The sequence below is a fragment of the Usitatibacter rugosus genome (assembly GCF_013003965.1).
Lineage (GTDB): Bacteria > Pseudomonadota > Gammaproteobacteria > Burkholderiales > Usitatibacteraceae > Usitatibacter > Usitatibacter rugosus.
In genome coordinates, this window is sequence record NZ_CP053069.1 from 4,301,990 (window position 1) to 4,327,244 (window position 25,255).

General features: G+C 67.0%; 28 protein-coding genes. 10 read left to right on the forward strand and 18 right to left on the reverse strand.

Going from position 1 to position 25,255, the window contains the following annotated elements:
* The first annotated feature begins 41 nt into the window (after nt 1-41).
* Genes mtoX through DSM104443_RS20480 form a run of 3 tightly spaced genes read left to right on the forward strand, consistent with a single transcriptional unit; the run spans nt 42 to nt 3,537 of the window.
* Nucleotides 42-1,286 (forward strand): methanethiol oxidase, encoded by a 1,245-nt coding sequence (gene mtoX, locus DSM104443_RS20470; RefSeq protein WP_171095647.1) that lies wholly within the window; start codon nt 42-44, stop codon nt 1,284-1,286.
* Entirely contained in the window at nt 1,283-1,951 is a 669-nt protein-coding gene (locus DSM104443_RS20475; protein ID WP_171095650.1) for an SCO family protein, read from the forward strand. Before mtoX ends, DSM104443_RS20475 begins: the two co-directional genes overlap by 4 nt.
* On the forward strand, nt 1,948-3,537 hold the full coding sequence (locus tag DSM104443_RS20480) for an acyl-CoA dehydrogenase family protein (protein ID WP_171095652.1): 1,590 nt from the start codon (nt 1,948-1,950) through the stop codon (nt 3,535-3,537). Before DSM104443_RS20475 ends, DSM104443_RS20480 begins: the two co-directional genes overlap by 4 nt.
* On the opposite strand, the gene DSM104443_RS20485 is transcribed toward DSM104443_RS20480, so the two are convergent.
* Nucleotides 3,530-4,024 carry a TspO/MBR family protein gene (locus DSM104443_RS20485; RefSeq protein WP_171095654.1) on the reverse strand — a complete coding sequence of 165 codons (495 nt, stop codon included), beginning with the start codon at nt 4,022-4,024 and terminating at the stop codon, nt 3,530-3,532. The genes DSM104443_RS20480 and DSM104443_RS20485 overlap by 8 nt on opposite strands.
* Before the next feature lie 100 nt (nt 4,025-4,124).
* On the opposite strand from DSM104443_RS20485, the gene DSM104443_RS20490 reads away from it, so the two are divergent.
* Nucleotides 4,125-5,399: an alanine racemase gene (locus tag DSM104443_RS20490; RefSeq protein WP_171095656.1), complete on the forward strand. Its 1,275-nt coding sequence runs from the start codon at nt 4,125-4,127 to the stop codon at nt 5,397-5,399.
* Here DSM104443_RS20490 and DSM104443_RS20495 read toward each other — a convergent pair whose 3' ends face one another.
* From DSM104443_RS20495 to hemJ, 3 genes are all read right to left on the reverse strand, one after another.
* A complete protein-coding gene (locus DSM104443_RS20495; RefSeq protein ID WP_171095658.1) occupies nt 5,400-6,179 on the reverse strand; it encodes a hypothetical protein in 780 nt (259 codons plus the stop codon). It lies immediately after the preceding gene.
* Nucleotides 6,180-6,259: 80 nt separating this feature from the next.
* Nucleotides 6,260-7,456 carry a THUMP domain-containing class I SAM-dependent RNA methyltransferase gene (locus tag DSM104443_RS20500; RefSeq protein WP_246232377.1) on the reverse strand — a complete coding sequence of 399 codons (1,197 nt, stop codon included), beginning with the start codon at nt 7,454-7,456 and terminating at the stop codon, nt 6,260-6,262.
* Between the two features lie 28 nt (nt 7,457-7,484).
* A complete protein-coding gene (gene hemJ / locus DSM104443_RS20505; RefSeq protein ID WP_171095660.1) occupies nt 7,485-7,898 on the reverse strand; it encodes a protoporphyrinogen oxidase HemJ in 414 nt (137 codons plus the stop codon).
* Nucleotides 7,899-7,973: 75 nt separating this feature from the next.
* On the opposite strand from hemJ, the gene DSM104443_RS20510 reads away from it, so the two are divergent.
* Both DSM104443_RS20510 and DSM104443_RS20515 read left to right on the forward strand, forming a co-directional pair.
* Nucleotides 7,974-10,151, forward strand: a complete 2,178-nt coding sequence (locus tag DSM104443_RS20510) for a protein-disulfide reductase DsbD family protein (protein WP_171095662.1) — start codon at nt 7,974-7,976, stop codon at nt 10,149-10,151.
* Between the two features lie 28 nt (nt 10,152-10,179).
* Nucleotides 10,180-10,776: a thioredoxin family protein gene (locus DSM104443_RS20515; protein WP_212756824.1), complete on the forward strand. Its 597-nt coding sequence runs from the start codon at nt 10,180-10,182 to the stop codon at nt 10,774-10,776.
* Between the two features lie 120 nt (nt 10,777-10,896).
* Here DSM104443_RS20515 and DSM104443_RS20520 read toward each other — a convergent pair whose 3' ends face one another.
* Complete coding sequence (locus DSM104443_RS20520) at nt 10,897-11,619, reverse strand: tetratricopeptide repeat protein (protein ID WP_171095664.1); 723 nt, start codon at nt 11,617-11,619, stop codon at nt 10,897-10,899.
* A 116-nt stretch (nt 11,620-11,735) separates the two neighbouring features.
* Between DSM104443_RS20520 and DSM104443_RS20525 the strand changes: the two genes are divergently transcribed.
* Nucleotides 11,736-12,197 carry a hypothetical protein gene (locus DSM104443_RS20525; RefSeq protein WP_171095666.1) on the forward strand — a complete coding sequence of 154 codons (462 nt, stop codon included), beginning with the start codon at nt 11,736-11,738 and terminating at the stop codon, nt 12,195-12,197.
* On the opposite strand, the gene DSM104443_RS20530 is transcribed toward DSM104443_RS20525, so the two are convergent.
* Complete coding sequence (locus DSM104443_RS20530) at nt 12,194-12,694, reverse strand: rhodanese-like domain-containing protein (RefSeq protein WP_171095669.1); 501 nt, start codon at nt 12,692-12,694, stop codon at nt 12,194-12,196. The two genes, DSM104443_RS20525 and DSM104443_RS20530, sit on opposite strands and share 4 nt — an antisense overlap.
* A 102-nt stretch (nt 12,695-12,796) precedes the next feature.
* Here DSM104443_RS20530 and DSM104443_RS20535 point away from each other — a divergent pair, with 102 nt between their 5' ends.
* On the forward strand, nt 12,797-13,351 hold the full coding sequence (locus DSM104443_RS20535) for a hypothetical protein (RefSeq protein ID WP_171095671.1): 555 nt from the start codon (nt 12,797-12,799) through the stop codon (nt 13,349-13,351).
* Nucleotides 13,352-13,357: 6 nt separating this feature from the next.
* Here DSM104443_RS20535 and DSM104443_RS20540 read toward each other — a convergent pair whose 3' ends face one another.
* The 6 genes from DSM104443_RS20540 to DSM104443_RS20565 are packed head-to-tail and all read right to left on the reverse strand — an operon-like array spanning nt 13,358 to nt 17,046.
* The gene (locus tag DSM104443_RS20540) at nt 13,358-13,822 is read right to left on the reverse strand and encodes a hypothetical protein (RefSeq protein ID WP_171095673.1); all 465 of its coding nucleotides are present in this window, start codon (nt 13,820-13,822) and stop codon (nt 13,358-13,360) included.
* Nucleotides 13,819-14,490 carry an SMI1/KNR4 family protein gene (locus tag DSM104443_RS20545; protein WP_171095675.1) on the reverse strand — a complete coding sequence of 224 codons (672 nt, stop codon included), beginning with the start codon at nt 14,488-14,490 and terminating at the stop codon, nt 13,819-13,821. The genes DSM104443_RS20540 and DSM104443_RS20545 overlap by 4 nt, the downstream gene beginning before the upstream one ends.
* On the reverse strand, nt 14,490-15,140 hold the full coding sequence (locus DSM104443_RS20550) for an alpha/beta hydrolase (RefSeq protein ID WP_171095677.1): 651 nt from the start codon (nt 15,138-15,140) through the stop codon (nt 14,490-14,492). The genes DSM104443_RS20545 and DSM104443_RS20550 overlap by 1 nt, the downstream gene beginning before the upstream one ends.
* Nucleotides 15,141-15,148: 8 nt before the next feature.
* Nucleotides 15,149-15,460: a (2Fe-2S) ferredoxin domain-containing protein gene (locus tag DSM104443_RS20555; RefSeq protein WP_171095678.1), complete on the reverse strand. Its 312-nt coding sequence runs from the start codon at nt 15,458-15,460 to the stop codon at nt 15,149-15,151.
* A 7-nt stretch (nt 15,461-15,467) separates the two neighbouring features.
* Nucleotides 15,468-16,574 carry a VanZ family protein gene (locus DSM104443_RS20560; protein WP_171095681.1) on the reverse strand — a complete coding sequence of 369 codons (1,107 nt, stop codon included), beginning with the start codon at nt 16,572-16,574 and terminating at the stop codon, nt 15,468-15,470.
* A complete protein-coding gene (locus DSM104443_RS20565) occupies nt 16,525-17,046 on the reverse strand; it encodes a gamma carbonic anhydrase family protein (protein ID WP_171095683.1) in 522 nt (173 codons plus the stop codon). Before DSM104443_RS20565 ends, DSM104443_RS20560 begins: the two co-directional genes overlap by 50 nt.
* 66 nt (nt 17,047-17,112) lie before the next feature.
* Between DSM104443_RS20565 and DSM104443_RS20570 the strand changes: the two genes are divergently transcribed.
* Nucleotides 17,113-17,595, forward strand: a complete 483-nt coding sequence (locus DSM104443_RS20570; RefSeq protein ID WP_171095685.1) for a hypothetical protein — start codon at nt 17,113-17,115, stop codon at nt 17,593-17,595.
* Nucleotides 17,592-18,071: a hypothetical protein gene (locus tag DSM104443_RS20575; RefSeq protein WP_171095686.1), complete on the forward strand. Its 480-nt coding sequence runs from the start codon at nt 17,592-17,594 to the stop codon at nt 18,069-18,071. The genes DSM104443_RS20570 and DSM104443_RS20575 overlap by 4 nt, the downstream gene beginning before the upstream one ends.
* Before the next feature lies 1 nt (nt 18,072).
* Here the strand turns inward: DSM104443_RS20575 and DSM104443_RS20580 are convergent, their stop codons facing one another.
* From DSM104443_RS20580 to DSM104443_RS20605, 6 genes are all read right to left on the reverse strand, one after another.
* Nucleotides 18,073-18,825 carry a LytR/AlgR family response regulator transcription factor gene (locus tag DSM104443_RS20580; protein ID WP_171095688.1) on the reverse strand — a complete coding sequence of 251 codons (753 nt, stop codon included), beginning with the start codon at nt 18,823-18,825 and terminating at the stop codon, nt 18,073-18,075.
* The gene (locus DSM104443_RS20585) at nt 18,822-19,973 is read right to left on the reverse strand and encodes a sensor histidine kinase (RefSeq protein WP_171095690.1); all 1,152 of its coding nucleotides are present in this window, start codon (nt 19,971-19,973) and stop codon (nt 18,822-18,824) included. Before DSM104443_RS20585 ends, DSM104443_RS20580 begins: the two co-directional genes overlap by 4 nt.
* 177 nt (nt 19,974-20,150) lie before the next feature.
* Nucleotides 20,151-20,894, reverse strand: a complete 744-nt coding sequence (locus tag DSM104443_RS20590; protein ID WP_171095692.1) for a LytR/AlgR family response regulator transcription factor — start codon at nt 20,892-20,894, stop codon at nt 20,151-20,153.
* Between the two features lie 9 nt (nt 20,895-20,903).
* Nucleotides 20,904-23,033: a histidine kinase gene (locus DSM104443_RS20595; protein ID WP_171095694.1), complete on the reverse strand. Its 2,130-nt coding sequence runs from the start codon at nt 23,031-23,033 to the stop codon at nt 20,904-20,906.
* 372 nt (nt 23,034-23,405) lie between these two features.
* Entirely contained in the window at nt 23,406-24,161 is a 756-nt protein-coding gene (locus DSM104443_RS20600; RefSeq protein ID WP_171095696.1) for a LytR/AlgR family response regulator transcription factor, read from the reverse strand.
* Between the two features lie 9 nt (nt 24,162-24,170).
* Nucleotides 24,171-25,250 carry a sensor histidine kinase gene (locus DSM104443_RS20605; RefSeq protein WP_171095698.1) on the reverse strand — a complete coding sequence of 360 codons (1,080 nt, stop codon included), beginning with the start codon at nt 25,248-25,250 and terminating at the stop codon, nt 24,171-24,173.
* Between the last annotated feature and the right edge of the window lie 5 nt (nt 25,251-25,255).

Sequence of the window (25,255 nt, forward strand, 5' to 3'; positions counted from 1 at the left end):
CGGGAGTAGACTTTTGTCTCCCCAGCCTCCTGGAGATCCCCATGAGAAAGATCCTGCTCGCGGTACTCCTCGCGTTCGGCCTGCCGGCCGCCGCCGACGAGACCTGCCTCTCCCCGTACACCACCGCGCTCATCAAGGGCCAGGAGGACTACATCCACGTCTGGGCCCTCGGCGTGAAGGACCTCGGCGACGGCCAGGACAAATTGGTCACCATCGGCGCGAATCCCAAGGCCAAGGACTACGGCAAGGTCGTGAGCAGCGTCTCGGTCGGGGGGCGCGGCGAAGCGCACCACATGGGCTTCACCGACGACCGGCGCTACCTCTGGGCCGGCGGCCTGTCAGACAACAAGATCTACGTGTTCGACCTCCAGGACCCGGCCAAGCCCAAGCTCACGAAGACGATTTCCGACCTGGGTGCGAAGACCGGCTACCTCGGGCCGCACACGTTCTACGCCACGCCCGGCCGCATGATCATCGGCACGCTCTCGAACACGAAGGACAAGGGCGGCGTCACGGGGCTCGCGGTCTACAACAACAAGGGCGAGTACGTCGCGAAGTACGACCTGCCGGTTTCCGGCGGCGGCGACGGCTATGGCTACGACGTGGCCATCAACCCGGCGAAGAACACGATGCTCACTTCGAGCTTCACCGGCTACACCAACTACATGCGGCCCCTGGGCGACCTCGTGAAGGACGGCGAGGCGATGAAGAAGTTCGGCAACACGATGGTGGTGTGGGACCACAAGGCGATGAAGCCGGTGAAGGTGCTCGCCGTGCCCGGTGCTCCGCTCGAGATCCGCTGGTCGCCGAAGGCCGGCGACAACTGGGCCATCACCGCCACGGCGCTCACCTCCAAGCTGTGGCTCGTGAAGCAGGAAGGCAAGGAGTGGGTCGCCAAGGAAGTGGGCACGATCGGCGACCCGGCGAAGATCCCGCTGCCGGTGGACATCAGCATCACCGCCGACGGCAAGGGCCTGTGGGTGAACACGTTCATGGACGGCACCACGCGCTACTTCGACCTCACCAATCCCGAGCAGCCGAAGCAGACGTATTCGAAGGTCACCGGCAAGCAGGTCAACATGATCTCGCAGAGCTGGGACGGCAAGCGCGTGTACATCGCCTCGTCGCTGCTCGAGAACTGGGACAAGGGCGGCGCCGACAATGAGCAGTTCGTGCGAGCCTTCGACTGGGACGGCAAGGAGCTGAAGCCCGCCTTCGAGGTCGACTTCACGAAGGAAAAGCTGGGCCGGGCGCACCACATGAAGTTCTCGGCGAAGCCGCGTTGAGGGTTCGCGCCACTCTCCTCGTCCTCGCCGCGCTGGTCGCCTTCGAAGTGCCCGCGGCGCAGGACGAGAAGCGCGTGGCGTTCCCGCAGCAACTCTTCACCGCGCCGCCCGCGGGGTCCTATTCCCTGCCGCCGATCCAGGCCGCGCCGCGCGGCACGGTGCTGGATGAGCAAGGCCGCAGCCGCTCGCTCGCCGGGTATCTCCACGGCCACGTTACGCTGTTGTCGTTCATCTACACGCATTGCACCGATCCGGCGGGCTGCCCGCTCGCGTTCGCCACGCTCGCCGCGGTGCGCGATAGACTCGCCGCACGGCCCGAGACCGCGAAAGCGCAGCTCGTGAGCCTGTCCTTCGATCCCCGCTACGACACGCCCGACGTGATGCGCCTCTTCACGAAAACGTACGACGGCAACGGCCGCAAGCCCGCGTGGCATTTCCTTACCACGGCGTCGGACTCGCAGCTCGCGCCGCTGCTCGTGGGCTTCGGCCAGGATGCGGCGGTCGCCGATGCCCCGGGCGGTGCGCGGCGGCTGGACCATACGCTGCGCGTCTTCCTGATCGACCGGCGCTCGCGCGTGCGCGAGATCTACTCCAGCGCCTACCTGATGCCCGAGGTGATCGTGAACGACATCCTCACGCTCGCCGCCGAGGACGGAACGCCATGAGCGCCACGCACGAAGTCGCCAACCAGCCGCCGCCGCACGAGGGGTACAACGCTTTCACGTCGAATCCGTGGCTGGTCGCGGCGGCCCGGAGACTTCCCGTTGCGGATGCCGCGATGGCGCTCGGCGATTTCGTCGGCAGCCGCGATGCGCAGGCGCTTGCTCGCGAAGCGAACCGCAACGAGCCGGAGCTTCGCACGCACGATCGCTACGGCAACCGCATCGATTTCGTGGAATACCACCCGAGCTACCACGCGTTGATGGCGAAGGCGATCGGCTCCGGCGTGCACTCGCTCGCGTGGACGGCGCCGCAGTCGGGCTTCACGTCGCGCGCGGTGATCTTCTATCTCTGGAACGTCCTGGAGCAGGGCACGGCGTGCCCCGTGACGATGACCTTCGCCGGCGTGCAGGTGCTGCGCCAGTCGCCGGACCTCGCGCGCACGTGGGAGCCGAAGGTGCTCGCGAATGCCTACGATCCGCGGCCGCTGCCCGTCGCGGAGAAATCCAACGTCACGTTCGGCATGGCGATGACGGAGAAGCAGGGCGGCTCCGATCTTCGCGCGGTTCAGACGGTCGCCGAACGGACTGCAGACGGCAGCTATCGCCTCACGGGCCACAAGTGGTTCTGCTCGGCGCCGATGAGCGATGCGTTCTTCACGCTGGCGCGGCTTCCTGAGGGCGTCACATGCTTCTTCGTGCCGCGCTCGCTGCCGGACGGCACGCGCAACCCCTTCCTGATCCAGCGCCTGAAGGACAAGTGCGGAAATCGCTCGAACGCGTCGTCCGAGATCGAGTACCGCGACACCACTGCGTGGATCGTGGGCGAGCCCGGCCGTGGCATTCCGACGCTGATCGAGATGGCGCACCTCACGCGCTTCGACATCGTCGTGGGCACCGCGGGCATGATGCGCTCGGCCTTCGCCGAGGCGCTGCACCACGCCCGGCACCGTGAAGCGTTCGGCAAGAAGCTCGCCGCGCATCCGCTGATGGCCAACGTGCTGGCGGATCTTTCCCTCGAGGCGCAGGCGGCGGCGCTGATGGCGTTCCGGCTCGCGCGCGCTTTCGATGCTTCGGATGCCCGGGAACGTGCGGTGCAACGGACGCTGACGCCCGTGGCGAAGTACTGGCACTGCAAGCGCCTGCCGGTGATGACGGTGGAGGCGATGGAGGTGCTGGGCGGCAACGGCTACGTCGAGGAGGCTCCGCTCGCGCGGCTCTATCGCGAGGCGCCGCTGAATGGCATCTGGGAAGGCAGCGGCAACGTGATCTGCCTCGACGTGCTGCGGTCTATCGCCAAATCGCGCGAGGGGCTCGATGCGTTGCTGGAAGACATGGCGGGCGTCGGCGACGAGCGGCTGTCGCGCCATGCGAAGGCCATCGGTGACGCGATCGCGAAGCCCGAAGGTGCGGAGACCCTTGCGCGCCGGCTCGTCGAGCAGATCGCGGTCGGAACGCAGGCGGTGTTGATGGCACGGGAAGCGAATGCCGCGGCGGCCGATGCATTCATCGCTTCTCGCATCGCGGGCGACGGCGGAAGGCAACTCGGGACGCTGCCGGCGTCGGCGCGGACGGCCGAGATCCTCAGTTGAGGAATGCGTAGCCCGCGTTGAGGAACGCGGCGAACGTCACCCACGCCCCGTAGGGCACCATCAAGAGGGCGGCCGTGCGGTCCACTCGGTCGAAAGCGAGGATCGTGGCGCCGATCGCGACCAGCAGCGCCGTGATGATGCCGAATGCAGCCCACATCAGGTGCGCGCCAAAGAACACGGGCGTCCACAGGAAGTTGAGCGCGAGCTGGGTGAGGAAGATGCGGCGCGCGATCCTCACGGGATGGGAAAAGCCGTCGTGCTCGACGCGATGCATCGCGTACGCCATCAAGAGGTAGAGCGCGGTCCACACCGGTCCGAAGAGCCAGTTCGGCGGCGCATACCAGGGCCGATTGAGCGACTGGAACCAAGCGTCCGGTTGGAACAGGAAGCCGATCGCGAGTCCACCGCCCAGGCATACGGCCATCCACAGGATCAAGCGCTCGGGGTGGCTGCTGCGGTTTGCGAAGATCGGGTGGTCGATGGCCATGCGCCATTGTCCGGGGCGGCACTGCCCTTCGGAATCGGCCCGGGCACCGTCGCCCTGTCAGCCGTTGCCGACGTCGCGCGCGCGGACACATACTCCCGGGATGAACGAACTATTGCGGGATTTCCTCGACCCGTGGATCGGGCCGGGCGACAAGGGCTTTCCGGTGGCGGCGGCGCGCGTGCGATCGTCGCAGGTCGGTGCGCTTGGGTGGAACGTGTTGCGCGGGGACCTCCCGTTTCCGCTGGCCGTGATCCGCGAAGAGCGGCTGCGGGGCAACCTCGCCTGGCTGCAGGATTTCTCGCGCGGGCAGCGTGCGGAACTCGCGCCGCATGGCAAGACGACGATGTCGCCGCAGATCTTTCGCCGGCAGCTCGATGCGGGCGCGTGGGGGATGACGGTCGCGAACATGGCGCAGCTCACGGTGGCGGTGGCGAGCGGCGCGCGCAACGCCATCATCGCGAACCAGGTGCTGGATGCCCGCGACCTCGAGGGGCTCGCGGCGCTGCGGCTCGCGAATCCGGAGCTGCGCGTGTGGTTCCTGCTGGATTCGCTGTCGCAACTTGCGATGCTCGAGGCGCGCGCGCCTTCCGAACCGCACACGGTGCTGCTGGAGATGGGTTTCGCGGGCGGTCGCACCGGGTGCCGCAGCGTGGAGGATGCCGTGGCGCTGGCGCGCGCGGCGCGAAAAAGTCCCGCCGTTCGCCTCGCGGGCATCGAATGCTACGAGGGCTTGTTCGCCACGGGCGACGATCCGACCGACCGCGGCCTGGTGGGGGCGCTCATGCAGCGGGTGCACCTGGTGGCGACGATCTGCGACGACGAAGGCCTGTTCGAATGCGACGAGGTGATCGTCTCCGCGGGCGGCTCGGCGCTGTTCGACCTCGTCGCCGGGAAGATGCACCCCGCGATCCGCCGTCCCGTACGCGCCGTCCTGCGATCGGGCTGCTATGCCACGCACGACCATGGAACCTACGAGCGTTCGATGGTGGGTGTGTCGCGCCGCCTCGGCTGCGATGTGGGCCTGCGCGCGGCGCTCGAGGTGTGGACGCGCGTGCAATCGACGCCGGAGCCCGGGCTCGCGATCCTCACCGCCGGCAAGCGCGACGTCTCGTACGACATCGAGATGCCGCGGCCCGTGCGTTGGCATCGAGCCGCCGATGCGAGCCTCGTCGACGCGCCAACGGAATGGAGCATCCCGAAGATGAACGACCAGCATGCGTATCTCGTGCTGGCCGCCGGCGCTCCGGTACCGGCCGTGGGCGATCGCATCGCGCTGGGGATCTCGCATCCGTGCACCACGTTCGACAAGTGGCGCTGGCTCGCGCTCGTCGACGAGCGCTACAACGTCACCGGGGCGGTCACGACCTGCTTCTGATCAGTCGTCGCCCACGACGTTGCGTTTGCCGAAGCGCGAGAAGATCCCCACGGCGGTCAGTGCCGCGAGCGTCGCCGCGCCGAAGCCCATCGCAAGGCCCAGCGGCTGCAGCGCGACTCCGACGACGAGGAAGAACGACGCGAAGCCCGTGAGGCCGGTGAGGAAGCCGCGCTGCACCCTGGCCAAGGCTTCCGGCCCGTAGAGCTTGAGTGTGAACGGCGGGATCACCGAACCCGTCACCGGCACCGAGAGCAGCACGCCGCTCACGACGGGGCCGAAGCGCGTCGAACCCCACAGGATGACGGCCGCGATCGCGAAGGCCGCGGCCATGCGAAGGGCCAGCTCGATGCGCGGCACGGCCGGCAGTGCGCCGTCGTCCTTCGCTCGCGGCAACACGCGCCACATCACGAGGAGTGCTGCGACGCCATACGAGGCCGCCACCCACCACGGGTATTCGAGATGAGCGAGCCCCACGCCGACGATCGCGAAGGCCCCCCATCCGCTGAGCAAACCCGCGATCCAACCGAAGCGGCGACCCACGTACGCCATCGCGATCTGATGCGCGGCTTGCGCGACGAGGCCCGCCAGCGTCACGAGCGCCACCTTGGCCGCGAACACCGTCCCGTGATCCATCGCGAGGAAGATGATGATCGGCGCGCCCACCATCGGCATGCCGCCGAGGTAGCCCGACACCGTGTGGCCCCACTTGCGCGCGGCGAGGCTCGCGAGTCCCACGGCAATCGGGACCAGCGCGAGCTTGAGGAGAGTGGTCGGATCCATGAAAGTAATTAGGGTCAGCTTCTTTTTTCGTTTCCGGCCAACACGGCCGGCGGGCGAAAAAAGAAGCTGACCCTAATTACCTATTCCTTGCGGTTTCCGCCGGCGACCATCGGGTACACGTAGAGGCGGCACTCGAGCGGACCGTTGTAGAGGACGGTCTTGCGCGTGGGCTTCAAGCGGATCAGCTTTGCGAGCTCGGGATCGCCGGAAAAGATGTACGCGGTCCAGCCGGAGAACTTCTGCTTCAAGAGGTGGCCCAGCTCCGGATAAAACTTGGCGAGCTCGTCCTTGTCCCCGATGCGAACGCCGTAGGGCGGGTTGGTCACGAGCTTGCCCTCGGGTCCGGGCGCGGAGACCTCGAGGAGGTTCGCCTGCTTCAGTTGCACGGCACCCTCCAGGCCCGCGGCCTCGATGTTCTTGCGCGTGTTGTCGAGCGTGCGGCCGTAGAGGTCGGAGCCGTAGATCTCGACGGGCACGACCTCCTTTTCCTCGGACGCGGCCTGGGCTTTCAATTTCTCCCAGAGCGGCGCTTCGTAGTTGTTGAGGTTCTCGAAGCCGAAGCGGCGACCGCGCCCCGCGGCCCAGCCGAAGGACATCTCGCCCGCTTCGACCAGGAACGTTCCCGCGCCGCACATCGGATCGAGCAACGGGATGCCCGGCTCCCACTTCGCGAGCCGCAAGATCCCCGCGGCGAGATTCTTCTTCACCGAGGCCTCGCCGATCGCCGCGCGATGGCCGCGCTTGAAGAGCGGCTCGCCGCTCGTATCGAGGTAGAGCGTGGCCCACTTCGCATCCAGGAACACATGCACGCGCACTTCGGGCTCGCGCGATTCCACGTCGGGGCGCTTGCCGAAGGCGTCGCGGAAAGTATCGGCGATCGCGTCCTTCACCTTGAGCGTGATGAAGTCGAGGCTGCGAAGCGGGCTCTTCACCGCCGAGGTCTCGATCTTGAACGAGCGTTCCAGGCCGAAGTACGAGTGCCACAGGATGCGACGCGCGCCGTCGTACACGTCCTGCTCGTTGCGGTAGTCGAACTTCGCGAGCCGCCAGAGGATGCGCGTGGCGAGGCGCGATCTCAGGTTCGCGTTGTAGACCGTCTCCAGCGTTCCTTCGAACTCCACGCCCGCGGGATCGATGCGCACGATGCTGGCCCCGAGATCCCGCAACTCGTCGGCGAGCGGCTCGGCAAGGCCGCGCGGCGTGGTGGCGTAGTACGACTGAAAACCGGGGTCAGAGTCGACTTTCTTGCGAATGATGACGGGCGTTTTTGCGTTCAAGGTAGAAAGTCGACTCTGACCCCGGTTTTCAGAACGGCTTCACGACGACCAGGATCACGATCGCGATGAGGTAGAGGAGCGGAATTTCGTTGATCCAGCGGTAGAACACGTGGGACTTCGCGTTGGCGTCGCGCGCGAACACCTTCACGAGGTGGCCGAGCCAGAAATGGTGTCCCACGAGGAGCAGCACGAAGGCGAGCTTCGCATGCAGCCAGGCTCCCGTGACGCCATATCCCAGCCACAACCAAAGGCCGAGGGCGAGCGTAAGCACCATGCAGGGTGTCATGATTCCCCGGTAGAGCTTGCGCTCCATCACCTTGAAACGCTCGAGGGAAACGGTGTCGCTCGCCTGCGCGTGATAGACGAACAGGCGCGGGAGATAAAATAACCCCGCGAACCACGCGACCATGAACACGATATGGAAGGCTTTAGCCCAGAGCATTGTTCTCGTAGGGCCGGAACTTTCATCCCCGGTTTCGACCCTAAATCCTTGCTTTTGGTGTCCAATTCTAACGAAATGCATCTCCCCCGCGCCTTTCTAGCCACTCTTCTGGCTGCCGCCCTTCCCCTCTTCGCCGCGCCCGTGGTGAAGACGGAGCATGTCGAGGCGCAGCTGCTGCCCGAGCGAACCCATGCCCAGCCCGGCAAATCCGTGGTCGTGGGCCTGCGGTTGCAGATGATCCCGCACTGGCACACGTACTGGAAAAACCCGGGGGATTCGGGCTTGCCCACACGCATCAAGTGGACTCTCCCGGCGGGATGGTCCGCGGGCGCGATCCAGTGGCCGCACCCGAAGAACCTGCCCGTGGGCCCGCTCAACAACTACGGCTACGAGGATGAAGTCGTCCTCCTCACCGAGCTCACGGTGCCCGCGGATGCGAAGCCGGGCACGGTCCCCATCAAGGCCTCCGCCGACTGGCTGGTGTGCAAGGAGATCTGCATCCCGGAGAAGGGCGAGCTCGATCTCGCCCTGAAGGTCGATGCCGCACCCCCCGCCGAGAGCGATCGCTGGAAGCCGTCGTTCGAACGCGCGCGCGCCATGCTGCCGGTGAGCGATGCGGCGCTGAAGGCCGATGCGGGTATCACGGGCAAGAACGTCGTATTGCGGCTGGCGCTTCCCTCCGGCCTGCCCGCGAAGGTGACGTTCTTCCCCGAGCGCGACAACGTGATCGAGGCCGCCGCGCCCCAACGCGTCGCACGGTCGGGCGATGCGCTGCTGATCGAGATGAAGCTGCAGGATGCCGTCCCCAAGGACCTCCCCGTGCTGAAAGGCGTGGTCGTGGCTGATGGCGCGTGGCCGGGTGCCTCCGATCGCCGGGCGATGGAAGTGTCGGCTCCGGTGGGATCGCCAATCGCAATGGCGGGCTCGAGCGCGAGCGGCGGCGGCACTGGCGGCTCCGCGACGGGCTTCACCGGTGGATCCGCCACGGGCAGCACCGATGTCGGCGGCAGCGTCGCCACGGCACTCCTTTTCGCACTCCTCGGCGGCCTGTTGCTGAACCTCATGCCCTGCGTCTTCCCGGTGCTGGGCATCAAGGTGATGGGCTTCGTCGAGCACGCGCACGGCGATGCGAAGGCGCTTCGCATGCAGGGCATCGTCTTCACGGTCGGCGTGCTGGTGTCCTTCCTCGTGTTGGCGGGGCTCATGCTCGCGCTCCGCGCAGGCGGCACGCAACTGGGTTGGGGCTTCCAGCTCCAGTCGCCCGCGTTCGTGACGCTGCTCGCCATGCTCTTCTTCGTGCTCGCGTTGAATCTCGCCGGCGTCTTCGAGTGGGGCCTCTTCGCGCAGTCGATGACCTCCGATGTTTCCGCGAAGGGCCGCAACGCCGATGCGTTCCTGGCCGGCGTGCTCGCCAGCGTGGTCGCCACGCCGTGCACGGCTCCGTTCATGGGGGCGGCGGTGGGCTTCACGCTCGCGCAACCGGCCGCGGTCTCGCTCGCCGTATTCCTCGCGCTCGGCGCGGGCATGGCGCTGCCGGTGCTGCTGCTGTCGTTCTTTCCCGCGCTGTTGAAGAAGCTGCCGAAGCCGGGCGCGTGGATGGAGACGTTCAAGCAGGTGATGGCCTTCCCGCTCTTTGCCACCGTCGCATGGCTGGCGTGGGTGCTCGGCGCGCAATCGGGCAACGACGGCGTGTTCGGCCTGCTGCTGGGGCTGGTAGCCATCGCGATCGGCGCGTGGATCTACGGGCGCTGGGCACAATCGGAAAGCGCCCTGCGTCCCGTGTTCGCCGTGCTCTTCGCCGCGCTCGGCGTGTACGTCGCGTGGCCGGATGCCACGGCGAGCGTGACGCCCGGAGTGACCGCGAACAAGGCGGGCGAGCTGCCGTGGCAGGCGTGGTCGCCGGAGAAGGTCGCCGAGCTCACCGCCGCGGGCAAGCCCGTGTTCGTCGACTACACCGCGGCCTGGTGCGTCACCTGCCAGGTCAACAAGCGCGTGGTGCTGAACAGCAGCTCCGTCGTGGCCGCGTTCGCTCAGCGCGGCATCGTTCCGCTCAAGGCCGACTGGACCAACAACGATCCACGCATCACGCAATCGCTGCAGGAGCTCGGCCGCAACGCCGTGCCCGTGTACGTGCTCTACCTGCCGGGCGAGGCAAAGCCGCGCCTGCTTCCCGAAGTGCTCACCTCGTCGCTGGTGCTCGCGGAGATCGACAAGCTCCCCACGGATACCAAGACCGCTATCACGCAACGCTGATCAACGTTCGATGATGAAAGGAGTGTCCATGAAGAAGGTCCTGTTCCTCGCAATCGCCGCCACGTTCTCCGTCGCCGCGCTCGCCAACGCCCCCGCCGGCTCGCAAGCCCCGGGCTTCACCGTGACCGACCTCACCGGCAAGCCCGTGAACCTCGCGGACTACAAGGGCAAGACGGTCGTGCTCGAGTGGCACAACTTCGGCTGCCCGTTCGTGCAGAAGCACTACAAGAGCGGCAACATGCAGTCGCTGCAGAAGAAGTACGGCAACGACGTCGTGTGGCTCGCCGTGAACTCCACGAACAAGGGCTCCTCCGACTGGCAGGATCCGCCGGTCGTCACGAAGGAGCTGAATGGCTTCGGCGCCGCGCCGGCCAAGTACCTCGTGGATGAGCCGGGCACCATCGGCCGCGCGTACGGCGCGAAGACGACGCCGCACATGTACATCATCGATCCGAGCGGCAAGGTGGTCTACAACGGCGCCATCGACGACAAGCGTTCCACGGACGTCGCGGACGTGAAGGTCGCCAAGAACTACGTGGTCGCGGCGCTCGATGAGTTGAAGGCCGGCAAGCCGGTCAGCACCGCAAGCACCACGCCGTACGGCTGCACCATCAAGTACAAGTAGGGATAGACAAAGCTAGAGAGGGGTACGAGGGGGTTGTCGAAACCTTCTGGAACCAGCCGGTGTCCAGACATCGTTTCGCCAACCCCCTCGTACCCCTCTCTGCTTTGTTGCTCCCCAACTCTACTTCTTGTCGCTGCCTCGGCCAGGAGACTGCGGCGCTGATAGCAGCTTGAGGTTCAAGCCCTCGATCACCTGCCCGTCCGCGTATTGCTCCGCGAGCGGGATCTGTCCCAACGCCGCGTAAGTGATGGCCAAGTTGCGCGTTGACTGCTTCATCTGCGGGTCTTCCTTCGCGACGCTGGCGCTGCGGATTGCATACGCGTGCTTCAGCAGCGGCTCCGCCTTGTCGTACTGGCGCTTCGCCATGTACATCTCGCCCAGGTTGTTCAAGCTGCGCGCGGCCTCGAGCGATTCCGGACCGTTCGCCTTCTCGCGCAGCTCCAGGGCGCGCCGGTAGTAGGGCTCGGCGCGTTCGAACTGCGATTGCACGTCGAAGAGGATGCCCATGTTGTCGAGCGATGCGGCGAGGTCGGCGTTCTTCGGCCCGGGCGCCTTCTCACGGATCGCCAGCGCACGCAGGTAGAGCGCCTCGGATTCCGCGTACTTGCCGAGCGTGCGGTCCATCACGGCAAGGTTGTTCAGGCTCATGGCGGTGAGCGGATGGTTTTCGCCGCGCTCCTTCACGGCGATGTCCAGCGCCTGCTGCGCGGGAACGAGCGCCTTTTCGGACTGTCCCTGCTTATGCAGGGCGATCGCGTCGTCGGTGAGCTTCTGCCACTCGGGGCTTTGCGCGAGCACGGCGGTGGCAAGGAGTCCGGCGAGCGCGAGGAGGTACGTTTTCATGGGCGGAGTCTATGCCCCGCGCGGAAGCGTTTCCACTCGTGCCGATCGCGGCTGAATACCAATTTTCGAAGCGCACCTGACGTGCGTGCGTACCAGTTCACGAGCCCGGAGGGCACATGAAACAAGTACTGACTTTCCTCATTCTTGCGGCCATCGCCGCCCCCGCCCTGGCCGACGACCAGTCCGCGATCGACGCATGCATTGCCTCGTGGGGAGCCCAGTCCCCCTTCCCGAAGGGCGCGAAGCCCAACAGGGTGATCGGCGCCGGGGTGAAGGTCTTCGGCATCGGTGAACGCCAGGGCAACGAGGAAACCACGACCGCGCCCAGCCTCGTGCTCGTGAACCCGGCGGTCAACGTCGCGGGCAAGTCGACCGTGCGACTTGCGAACCCCAACGGCTGGTACTGCCTGCAGGAGCAGACGACGGTGGCGGGCAAGATCACGATCCAGGCGCATTGCGACGCGCACCTTGCGAACGCCAAGGGCGATGGCACCGCCGTCGCGGCCCACGACGACACCGGCAAGGGCGTGGCGGTAGCGGGCGCGCTGCGCGTGCAGCGCTTCGGCTGCAAGACCTAGCGGACGAACTCCGAGCCGCCGAACGCGAGCTTGGTGGTGGCGATGTCGAGGGCCGGGCCGAGCTCATAGACGTTCTCGTAGCCGTAAGTGCGCAGCGACACGAACGTGGACACATTGAGCGCGGAGCCGACGGCCTTCACCGGCATGGAGGTCGGAGCGTCGGTGAAGTTGTTGTTGCAGTAGATGAGGATGCGCGTGTCTTTCGACGGTATGGCCTGTGCGAGCGTGGCCTCCGTGAATTCCGGGAAGCTCAGGTTCACCGCGCCCTTCACGTGCCGCAGCTTGAAAAGTCGCTCGCTCCTCGCATCCAGCACGACCGTGTTCGGCTCGGCCGCCATGCGGAGGAAATCCTCCTCCGAGACACGGCGATCCTCCCGCACCCGCGAAACCTCCACCACGTTGCGCATGAACTCCGTGTACCCGATCTGCGGGTTGGGGCCGGGAGGGGCCGCCACGGCGAGGAGGGGGAGAGCGAGGACGATCAGGAAGGCACGCATGGCGATACTCCCGGGGGGTGGATTTCCTTACAAACGCGCCTTCCGCAACCGCGTTGACACCCGTATGCTGGTGGCAAATCCATCGCAACCTGGGAGGGTTGGATGAAGGCTCGGATCTTGGCCGTCGCAGCGGTTTTAGCCACCCTGTCCGCCGCCCACGCGGAGAACCGGATCGCCCTCGGCGCCCTGGCCCCGGGCATGAGCCAGGCCGAGATCCAGCGGGTCTTCCCCGGCGCGACGCTCAAATGCCTCGACGTGAAGGGCAAGACGGTCTGTGGCTACAGCATGGCCGCGGAGAACACCCAGCCGCTGGCCGGGGAGCGGGTCCAGCGCTGGGACCTCATCCTCGACGACGAAAACAACCTCGACTTCGTCATGGCCCAGCTCGGGTCCAGCTCGTTCGACCGCCTCACGCGCGATTTCGGTCAGCGGTACGGAGCGCCCGTCGAAACGCGCGAGGATGAGAAGGGCGAGCGCGTGCGCATGGCCTGGGACGGCGGCGACACCGCGATGGCCGTGATGCGCATGCCCAAGGGACAGACGCTCGCGGTGCTCACCTCCCACCGGCGGCTCGAGACGTTCGTGAACAACGTGCAGGGCATCGAAGGCGTTCGCCCCGCGCGAAACAGCGCGCCTGCTCCCACGGACCGCCGCTGACCCGCGTCAGGCGGCTCGCGCTTCGCGCAGCTTCCTCGCCTGCTCGCGCATCGCGGGGTCCGACGGAACCCGACCCCCGCCCCATCCCGTGCACTGGTTGGCCCCGTCCGCAATGATGTAGGCATAGACCTCATCCTTGCCGAACGGCATGTACCAGTAGTGCGTGGGTCCATCCTTTTCATCGCAGGCGCCGAGGTACACGAGGTCGGACGCCTTCAGCGCCTCGGGATCGGCCAGCGTCTCACCGAGCTCGCGGCGCAGGTAGCGCGGCAACTCGCGCTCGTCGTCCTCGCCGAGCCCCGTCTTTCCGATCCACTCGGCTTCCTCCATCACCTCCTGGTCCGCGTCCCATTGGGCACTGCGCTCGCGCATGCCGCGTCCCACCTTCAACTTCAGCCAGAAGAGTCCCACCAGCACGGCGAGCCCGATCAACGCGAGGAAGCCGACCACGATCAGGAAGACGATCTTCATCGCGCCGCCTTCAGGCTTTCCGGAGACGCGAGGAGCGTCGCGTCGCTGGCAAGCCAGGCGCGCAGCGTCCCATGTCGCGTGGCGCCGTTGCCCTCGATGCGCAACACGGTGCCCGCCGGGTAGTACTTGTGGGGCCGCGCGATCATCGCCACGGCCTGCCCCTCGTGCAGCGGCTGCAGCACGAGGAAATCGTCGAGATCGGAAAACGGCAGCAACTTGTCATGCGCATCGGCCATGATCTCCACCAGGCTTTCGTTGAAGACCTGGAGGCCCATCGGGTCTTCCGTTTCACGGCCCTCGCTTTCCCAATGCGCGCGCACCGATGCGGCGAGACTCGTGGCCGAACCGAAGGCGAGGACATCCGCCGAGGCGATGGGCTGCTCGTTGAAGGAGCCGACCCAGGTGATCCCGTCGGTGACGCGGAGAAAATCTTGCAGCTCGGCGGGCAGGGTGAGACCGAGCCTCGCCCGGGCCGTGACCAACTGCAGCTGCGTTGCCGGCGGGCGCACCTGCGGACGTCCCAACCCGGCGGCCGAACTCCTCAGCGCGATCCAGCGCGGGATGAACGCGGCCATGGGCAGCGCCGCCAACTCCGCCGCCAGCGCTTGCCGTTCGCGCATGATGTTCGCGGTGCCGAGGGCGATCTTGAGGAACCCGAAGATTCCCATTACCGGACCCCGCGTGCGACGGCATCGCGCAGCGGATGCAGCTTGCGGTGGAAGAAGTGCTCGCCCCCCGCGATCACGACCACGTTCACCTCCCGCGCCGTTGCCCACGCGATGGAATCGGAGAGCGGCACCGTGTCGTCGAGATCGCCGTGCACGATGAGCGTGTTCTCGAAGGAATGGCGGCCGGGAGGGCCGAGTGACGCGTCGGCGGGATCGATCGGTGTTTCCATTCCGCCGGCGGCCACGCGGCGAAAGCCCGGTGCCACGAGAATGAGCCGGTCGAAGTCCACGCGGTTGCTCGCGAGCGCGGCGACGGCGCCGCCGAACGAAAACCCAGCGAGCCACAACGGAAGGCCAAGATGCGCGGCACGCGCGTGCTCGATGACGGTGACGGTGTCGTCCGTCTCGCCGTGGCCGTTGTCGTGCACGCCCTCGGTGGCACCCACGCCGCGGAAGTTGAAGCGGTAGGTGGCCGCGCCCTGTTCTCGCATCGCGCGCTCGATCGTGGTGACGACCTTGTTGTCCATCGTGCCGCCGTAGAGCGGGTGCGGATGGGCGATGACGGAGACTGCGATGGGAGCGGCCGCGGGGAGGTCGGAGGCGACCTCGATGGACCCGGCCGCGCCACGAATCGTCGTGCGCTCGGCCATGGGCGCGCCTAGATCTTGAGGCGCTCGACGACCTTGCCGCCGACGAGGTGCTCGTCGATGATCTCGTCGATGTCGTTCTTGTCCACGTACGTGTACCAGACGTTGTCCGGATACACGACGATGACGGGGCCTTCCTCGCAACGGTCCAGGCAGCCGGACTTGTTGATGCGGATCTTGCCCGGGCCGCTCAGCTTCATGGCCTTGATGCGGTCCTTGGCGTAGGACTGCATCGATTCGGCGCCATGGCAGGCGCAGCAGGCCTCGGGCGCATCGCGGCGGTTCAGGCAGAAGAAAACGTGGTGCTTGTAGAAGGATTCCATGCGGAAATTATCGCACGTCCCTGCCGCGCCCCGAGACGAAGTACGCGATCAGGTAGCCCATCACCAGCAGCGGCCATACTTCGTGCAGGTAGCGCGTGAGCGAGGTGAACGTGGAGAGCTGGCCGTGGGGCCAGCGGAAGAGGCGCACGAGATCGTCCATCGGGCTGTAGTCGCCGACGATGCGCGCGAAGAGCGCTCCGGCCAGCACCAGCATCATCGCGAGGTACGTCCGCGTCGAGCGTTGCAGCTCGCGCAGCGGTATGAAGATCAGCAGGCCGGCGGCGAGGCCGATCACGCGCACCTCGTTCACCCAGTCGGCGGAGAGCTGGGGCTTCAGCATCGTTGCCGCGGTCACGAACTTGAGCCACAGCGCGATGCTGAGCAGCGCCACGGTCGCTCGCAGCGCGCCGTCGGGCCCGCGCAGCAGCGAAGAGACGAAGAGCCCGAAGCCGCACGTGGAGAGTCCGATCGCCATCGCCTGCAGCGCGAGGATCACGACGTCGCCCTCGAAGGGATCGGTGTCGCCCGCGGAGCCGATGCTCCCCGCTTCGAAGAACGGCAGCGCGGGATTGAGCTGCGCGATCAGCCACAGCGTGACGAGCGCCAGTCCCGCATCGCCCCACGGACCGGGCTCCACCAGGCGGTCGCGCAGCGCCTCGAGCGGGCGCGTGATGCGCTCGTACACGGGACGTGCGAAGAGCAGGGCGCCGATCAGCGACCCGAGGGTGTTGGACGCCACGTCCGCCACCTGCGCCACGCGAAACGGGATGAAGAGCTGCAGCGCTTCCATCACCGCGCTGAATCCGAAGCCGATCACCGCGGCCTTCGCGATGACGTGGCGATACGCGCCCGAAGCACGCAATGCCAGCACGGCGAGCGCGCCGAGCGGCACGTAGGCCACCACGTTCAGTGCGATGTCGAAGCCGGTGAGGTAGCGAAGCTGCAGGAAGAGCGCGACGGCGTCGGCCGCGGGCAGGCGAAGGGGAACGAAGGGATAGAGGCTCGCATACGCGAGGACCAGCGCGCACACCAGCAGCGAGCCGCGGTGGCGCCCCGGCGAGAGCTCAGCCGACGGGCTTGAGGCCGGATCGGTAGAGGGCTGCGCGCTCGACATAGTGGTTCGCGATCCACGTGTTCAACGCGATGTCCTCGGGGGTCATCTGCCGCACGACCTTGCCGGGAACACCGAGGACGAGCGAGCCGTCGGGAATCATCTTGCCCTCGGGCACGAGCGCACCCGCGCCGATGAGGCAGTTCTTCCCGATGACGGCGCGGTTCAGAACAATCGCGCCGATGCCGATCAGCGAGTTCTCGTGCACCGTGCAGCCGTGCAGCATCACCATGTGGCCGACACTCACGTTGCGGTGGAGCGTGACCGGCGTGCCCTCGTCGGCGTGGATCACGCTGCCGTCCTGGATGTTCACGTTCTCGCCCAGGGTGATCACGTCGCTGTCGCCGCGAATGGTGACGTTGAACCACACGCTGGCACCGTGCTCGAGCACCACCGTGCCGATCACGGCCGCGTTCGGCGCGACGTAGTAGTCGCCCTTCATCGAGGGCTTGCGTCCGGGAAGCTCGTAGATCATAAATAGCGCCGCGGGAGGAGTGATCTTTGTTTCCGCCCATCATCTCACAACAAGAATTCACGACCCATGCCCCTGCTGCTCGCCGCCGCGCTCCTTCTTGCCGCCGTCGACTTCGCCGCGTTTCCGCCCGATGAACCTCTCGTGGCGCCTGCGGCCAAGCCCATCGTCACGGGACCCGCGGCCAAGTTCGCCACGCAGATTCGCGAGGCCGCGAAGCAGCCCGCGGACTTCAACGGCCACTTCAAGATCGCGCGCTGGGGCTGCGGCTCCAACTGCCTGCAGTGGGCCGTGATCGACCAGCAGACGGGGCGCGTGGTGATGGCGCCGCGCACGCTGAATTCCTGCGCGCCCGGAGGTGCGAAGGAGGCCGCACAGTTTCCCGACTGGCTCGACTACCGCGCCGACAGCCGCCTCATCGTCGCGTACGAGTGCGAGGATCCCAAGAACGGACTTCTTTACGACACGCGCCGCTTCTACGCGCTGCAACGCGGGGCGCTCGTCGCCTTGCGCATGGAGCGGTTGAAGGGCGAGCTGGGGGCGGTGTCGTGACGCGCGAAGACCGGAAGTACGTGCTGGGCTTCGGCGCCGTCTGCGGCGTGTTCGGCATCGCGTGCGGAATCGTCGTGGCGATCCTGGCGAGCCCGAACGAGAGCTACCGCTTCTTCGCCGTGCCCGCGGGCATCGCGGCATTCCTCACGGGCGCCTTCAACTGGTGGCTCTTCATCGGGTGGAAGTCGAAGCTCTCCGTGCGGCGCGGCATCCTCGCGGGGTTGCTCGCCGGCATCGGCGGCCAGTACATCTGCTGGCTCCTGGTCCTTTGGGGCGCGTGGATGGCCGCCATGACGGGGCTCCTCGCGCAGAAGGACGTGATCGATCCGTTGAACGCGCTCTGGGGGGCGGCTGCCTTCACCGCGTGGAGCCTGCTCTTCATGGGCTGGATCACGGTGCCCGGCGGCGCGATGCTGGGCGGGCTCTTCGCGGCGCTGCAGAAGAGGCTCGAAGCGGAGAGGCTTTCCAGCTCCTGAGCTAGCTCGCCTTGAAGAGGTGCGAGAAGGTGCGGCTCACCTCGAGCCGCTCCGGCCGGTCCTTCAGGGTGATCTCTCGCTTCCCCAGTTCATCGGTCGATACGGACGCGATCGCCGCCACGTTCACGATGGTGCCGCGATGGACCTGCCAGAACCTGCGCGGGTCCAGCTCCGCGCACAACTCCTTCAGCGTTTTCTTCACCAGCGCCTCGCCCTCGCGGGTGGTCACGCGCGTGTACTTCGTGTCCGACTGGAAGTAGAGGACGTCGTCCACGTTCACGAGACGAAGCGTGTTGCCGAGCGTGGCCTGCAGCCATTGCAAACGCTCGCCGGACGGAGCCATGCGGCGCGCGAGCTCGTCCACCAGCGAGTCGAGGTGGGGCACGGGCGACGCGAGCCGCTCCTTGAGACGCTTCACCGTATCCGCGAGGCGATCCACGGCCGCGGGCTTCAACACATAGTCCACGGCGCCGCGATCGAAGGCTTCGACGGCGTAGCGGTCATAAGCAGTCACGAAGACCACGTGCGCGAGGTCGCGGATCTCGCGCGCGGCCTCGAGGCCGTTCATCGCCGGCATCTCGATGTCGAGGAAGGCGAACGCCGGCCGATGCTCGCGGACGGCGTGCACGGCTTCGGCGCCGTTCGAGGCCTCGGCGACGATCTCCAGCCCGGGCCAGGCTTCCGCGAGCGCGGAGCGCAGGCTTTCACGCAGCAGCGGCTCGTCGTCGGCGATGACGGCGGTGGCGCGCGTCACGCGGGCACCTCGATCACCGCCCGGGTGCCGGGGCCGTCGCGGCCGGAGAGCGCGAGGCTGGCACTTTCACCGAAGATCGCGCGCAACCGCTCGCGCACGTTGGCAAGGCCGATACCCTGGCCGATCGGCTCCTGCAGGCCGCGCCCGTCGTCTTCCACCGTGACGTGGATGCGGTCGCCCTGCTTCGCCGCGCGGATGTCGACCCGGCCGCGGCCCTGGGGCGCGACACCGTGCTTGATCGCGTTCTCGACCAACGTGATCACCATCAGCGGCGGGAAGGGCTCACGCGCGAGCTCGTCGGGAATGTCGATCGCGAACGAAAGCGTTCCGCCCATGCGGATGCGCAGGATCTCGAGATAGGCTCGCGCGAGATCGGCCTCGCGTCCGAGCGTGGAGCCCTCGGCGCGAATCTCGGGCAGCGCCGTTCGCAAGTAGCGGATGAGGTGGTCGAGCATCACGACCGCGTCGGGCGAACCGGTCTGCACGAGGTGGCGGATGTTGGCGAGCGTGTTGAAGAGGAAGTGCGGCTCGACCTGCGCCTGCAGCAGCTTCAGCTCTGCTTGAATCGACTGTCGTGCAAGGCGCTCGCGCTCCGCCTCCGCTTCCAGGCGCGCCGCACGCTGCAACGCTTCACGTTGCCGGAGGCGAGCGATCGTGAGCAGCACCGCCGAGGCACCGATGCCCAGCAGCAACGCGACCGACGCCCCGCGCGCCACCCGTTCCCAGGCGAGGTCCGTGAACGCACGGCCGCTCATGAACGACGAGATCGAGAACCCGAAGAGCGTCCCGGCCAGCATCAGCAGGATGAAGATGCCGAGGATGTACCAGAAGGGATGCTTCGCCCATTTGCGGTAGCCGTACCAGGCGGACGCCACGGCGGCGAGCGCATACAGGATCACCACGCCCGAACCGACGGCCGCCTTGGCGAACGACATCTCGGGGCTGATGCCGAGCACGATCAGGCCGCCCACAAGCGTGGCCGCGACGAACATCGCGAACCACTTCCAGAAATGGAGCTTGATGAGGCGGTCGAGGTCGCTCGCCTCGGCGTACTCCTCGGCGGTCAGGCGCCTGCGCGCCCACGCGTCGCCGCACTCCTCGATGCGTACGAAATAGGCCTTGGCCCGGGTCCAGAGGTTGGTCGCCATGGGAAAAGCCTACCGGAAGGGCCTTGGTGGGGGCTGGGAGCCGACGAAGCGACAAAAATCGGGGGTCAGACTCCTTTATTCGATCGTCGCCGGGCAGGAAGCCCGGTCAATAAAGGGGTCAGACCACTTTATTCGAAGGGCAGCATGAATAAAGTGGTCTGACCCCTTTATTGCCGCCTACATCTGCTTGAAGAGGTGGGAGTAGATGCGGGAGACGACGAGGTTGTCGTCCTTGCCCTTGATCTTCACGTGGGCCTGGCCGCGGAAATCGCGGGTCACCGCGGCGATGGCGGCGGCATTCACCAGGGTAGAACGGTGGATCTGCCAGAAGACCTCGGGATCGAGGCCCTCCATGAGCTCGCGGATCGGCGTCTTGATGAGCGCCTCGGCATCGGCCGTCACGACGCGCGTGTATTTCTCGTCGGACTGGAAGAACAGCACCTCGGCCACGGGGATCAGCCGCAGGTTCTGGCCGATGGTGGCCTTGATCCACTGCAGGCGCTCCTTCTTCGGGCCGAGCTGGCCGATCTGCGCGAGGATCGCCTTCAGGTCCGTGGGCGGAGCCGAGAGCTTGGCCTTCAGCCGCTCGATCGTCGTACCGAGGCGCTCGTCGGTGGCGGGCTTGAGGATGTAGTCCACCGCCCCGGTCTCGAAGGCCTGCACCGCGTATTCGTCGTATGCCGTCACGAAGACCACGTGGCAGCGGCCGCCGACGTGGCGCGCGACCTCCACGCCCGTCATCTCCGGCATCTGGATGTCGAGGAACATGAAGTCGGGGACGCGGTCCTCGAGCGCTTCGAGGGCGGCGGCGCCATCTTCCACGGAGGCGATGATCTCGAGCTCGGGCCAGAGCTTCTTCAGCTTGTTCTCGAGCTGCGCTCGGAGGATCGGCTCGTCCTCGGCGAGGATGGCGGTAGGCATGGCGCGATTTTACAGCGTGGGCTCGACGCGCTGCTCGACGACCTTGGGTTCCTTCTTGCGCATGAACCACCAGATCGCGAGCCCCACCAGGATGATGGGCGCCAGGACCGGTGAGATCCCGGCGAGGAAGATCAGCGCCATCAGCACGGTGAGTGCCACGAAGAGGAACCCCAGCCCGTAGATCACCGCGACCACGATCGCGATCGCGACCACGCACACCACGAACGCGAGCAGGACCGCGGCGGTCCCCAGGAGCGAGCCCCCGGGACCGGAGAAGATCTCGTCCTCGATCTGCACCGGGAAGGCGCCCGTCACCACACCCACGATGCCCACGAACGCGAACACCGCGGCAAGGATCACGAGGGCGTAGAAGAAATAGATGAGCGCCCTGCGCCAGAAGCGCTCGACGGCCGCGAGCACGCCGAGGAAGCGAGCGGTGCGCGTCAGGGGAATCGCGGGCTCGGCCGGAGCGTCGGCCTGCTTCGTGGCCGCGGTTGCAGCTTGCGCCGCCTGGGCCGCCGATGCGGCGCGCGCGGCATCGGCCGGCACGTCGATCGTCGCGACCACACCCTTCGGCGTGTTCTCCACGAGCGTGAGCTTCGCGGTGTCGCCGTAGAGCGCGGCGAGGCGCTCGCGGATGTTGGCGAGTCCCACGCCGGCGCCGATCGTCTCGCCGAAGCCGCGGCCGGTGTCGGCGACGATGAGGCGCAGCCGCCCTTCGACCAGCTCGGCGCTGATGTTCACGGTCCCGCCCTCGCGCTGCGGCTCGAGGCCATGCTTGATCGCGTTCTCGACCAGGGAGGGCAGCATCAGCGGCGGGAAGGCGATCGCGTTCAGGCTCTCGGGCACGTTGATCTCGAAGGCGAGCCGCTTGCCCATGCGCATCTGCAGGATGGAGAGATACGCGCGGACGAGCTCGATCTCCTGGCCGACCGTCGAGATGCCTTCACGCATCTTCGGCAGCGCGTTGCGCAGGTACTGGATCAAGTGGCCCGTCATCGCGTTGGCCTGTGCGGGGTCGACCTCCGTCAACGCCTGCACCGAGGCGAGCGTGTTGTAGAGGAAGTGCGGTTCGACCTGGGCTTGCAGCGCCTGCAGCTTCGCTTCCGTGAGCTGCTGGCTCATGCGGTGATGCTCGGCTTCCTTGCGCTTGAGATCGGCCATGCGCGTCGCGGCCCGCGAGCGGTCGATGAAGAATTTCGCGATCACGGCCAGCACGAACATCGGCAGCAGGATCAACGCGAGCGCCGCGCCGATGCCGATGCGATACATGTCGCCGGTCACGTTCTGGCGGATGCGGTCGCGGAATTCGGGCGGCAGCGGCTCCGAAGGCGGCGACGGCGGGGACGGGGCGGCGCCCGGGGAGGGCGGGGACGGCATGGCGCCCGGCGCTGGCGCAGACGGGGGAGACGGCGGCGCTGCGATCGAGCCCGGGAGCGGCGGCGGCACGCCCTTGCCCGGCTTCCCGGACGGGACCTTCGGCGTATCCGGCGTGCTCTCGATGTGCAGGCCCTGCTTCTCGCCGGGCTGCGGCTCGCCCACGTCGATGTCGACCAGGGGCTTGTCGCTGTCGCCGGATACCCCGATGCGGATGCGCTTGCGGGGCTTGGTCGTGGCGGCTTCGGCCTCCACGCGCGCCTGCGCTTCGGCGGCGGCCTTGATCGCGTCATCCAGGGCGCGGCGCGCTTCGGCATTCTGGGGCCCGCCCTTGCTCATCGCGACTTCGATCTCGCGCCGGGCTTCTTCGAGGCGGGTCATGGCGGTCCGCGCGGCGTCGCGGCTCTGCTCGAGGGCGTCGCGCTTGGCACGCAGCACTTCAGCCCCGGCGTCGCGCAGCTCCTGGCGCGCCTCCTGGAGGCCGCGCAAGGCTTCATCCAGCTCGGCGCGGCGCTCCGGGTCCTTGGTGCTGCGGCGCATGCCACGGATCACGCCGTGGGCGATGTCGATCGCGTTCTCGGCGAAGGCGTTGTCGATCTCGCGCTTGATGGCGCGGCGCTCCTGGTCGGTGTCGCCCTCGGCCCGGTAATCGATGATGTGGTACGGCGTCACGAACGCCGCGAGCGCGATGAGGCAGGCGAAGGCTGCGACGAGCAGGGCCCACCACGGGGTCTTGTACAGGAGGTCGGAGAGCGACTTCATTCGGTTTCCAGGGGCCGGGGCCCGATTATTTCAGTAGTCCGAGAGCAGGGCGATGACCACGGCGGCCAGGGAGACCGACAGCACTCCGAAGAAGATCGCGACGGTCGTCACGTTCGGTCCCAACGCCTGGATCAGTGTCATTGCCCGCTCCCCTAGGTTTCACAGGCCGTTTTCGGCCTTACGGGGGTGAATCTAGGGGTGACAGGAGGGGGGGCCAGCCACAAACGGCGAACTGCAGAAACCGGGGGGTGAAACGTAGGGGGCGCCGACGAACCGGGCCAGGATTCGTCATTCCCGCCGTCATCCCCGAGTGCCTTTATCGGGGACGGGAATCCAGCCTGGGCCCCCGCCTTCGCGGGGGAGACATGCACGCTACATCTGCTTGAAAAGGTGAGTGAACGCTCGCGAAACGACCAGCGCCTCCCGGTGGTCCCGGAGGGCCAGCTCCGCCTGGTCCTTGAGGCCCCGCTTCACCGTGGCGATATGGTCCACGTTCACGATGGTCGCCCGGTGGATCTGCCAGAACTTGTCCGGGTCCAGCTCGTCCAGGAGCTCCTTGATGGGCTTGCGGATGAGGGTCTCGGAATCGATCGTCACCACGCGGGTGTACTTCTCGTCGGACTGGAAGAAGAGCACCTCCTCCACCGGGATCAGCCGGACGTTCTGGCCCACCGAGGCCTTGATCCAGCGCAGGTGGTCCTGGGCCTTGCCGCCCAGGCGCGAGGCGAGGTCGGAGATGAGCTGCTCCAGCACCGGCGGCTCGCCGCCCAGGCGCTCGCGCAGGCGCTCCACCGTGGTGGCCAGGCGCTCCTCGTTGAAGGGCTTCAGCACGTAGTCGATCGCGCCTTGCTCGAAAGCCTCGACCGCGTACTGGTCGAAGGCGGTCACGAACACGATGTGGGCCTGCTTGCCGATCGCGCGCGCCGCCTCGAGGCCGTTCACGCCGGGCATGTGGATGTCGAGGAAGAAGAGCGTGGGCGAATGCTCGTCGATCACGGCCTGCACGTCGCGGCCGTTCTCCATCTCGTGGGCGATGGCGAGCTCGGGCCACAGGCGCGCGAGCCGCGACTTGAGCTGCGCCCGCAATAGCGGCTCGTCGTCGGCGATGACGCAGGTCGGTGTCTTCATGGGGTGGTGCTAGGCCGCGGCCGCGGCGCCGGTCACGGTGGGCGCCGCTTCAGTGGCGGGATTATCGTCGATTTCGATCGCGGCCACGACGCCGTGGGGCGCGTTCTCCTGCAGGATCAGGCGAGCGGAGGTGCCGTGCAGCGTCTTCAGGCGCTCGCGGATGTTCGACAGGCCCACGCCCGTTCCCTTCTTCGGCAGGATGCCCTCGCCCGTGTCGGCCACGGAGACGGTGAGGCGGCCGTTGTCCTCGCGCGCGCGGATGCTGATGGAGCCGGCGTCGCAACACGGATCGATGCCGTGCTTGACCGCGTTCTCCACGAGCGAGATCAGCATCATCGGCGGGAACTGGCGGCTGCGAAGGGCCTCCGGAACATCGACGTCGTACGTGAGGCGCGTGCCCATGCGCATGCGCGTGATCTCGAGGAAAGCGCGCGACATCTCCACCTCCCGTCCGAGGTTGGTCGCCGACTCTCGCATCTGCGGCATCGCGGCGCGCAGGTACTTGATGAGGCTGTCCAGCATGCGGCTCGCGTTCGCCGGATCCGTCTCGACCAGGTGCTGAACGTTGGCGAGCGTGTTGAAGAGGAAGTGCGGCTCGACCTGCGCCTGCATGAGCTGCAACCGCGCTTGCAGCATGTTCTTCTCGAACTGGTGGCGCTCGCTCTCGGCGGCGAGGATCCGCGCCTGGTCGCGCGCGAGCTTCTCGCGCAGGATGAACCACGCCACCACGACGCAGCCGAAGCCGATGCCAAGGCTCATGCTGATCGTCACGCCCGCGAGGCGCTCGGTGAACATCTGCAGCAGGTCGCGGCCCTTCACGATGCCGGTGAGCACCGTGCCGATGAAGGACCCCGCCACGATGGCGAGCACCTGGCGCACCTCGCGCGGCATGGCCGACTCGCGCAGGTTCCCCGCGATGGTGAACAGAACCATGCTGGTGTAGCCGACGCAGAGCGACGTCACCAGCAGGTCGAGATACGTGTTGATGAAGAACCACACCACGATCGCCGTGGCGACCACGCAGATGAGGGTTACCCAAGCCACGCGCCGGACCGTCAACCCCTCGAAGAGGTAGGCGTAGCGGCTCATGGGGG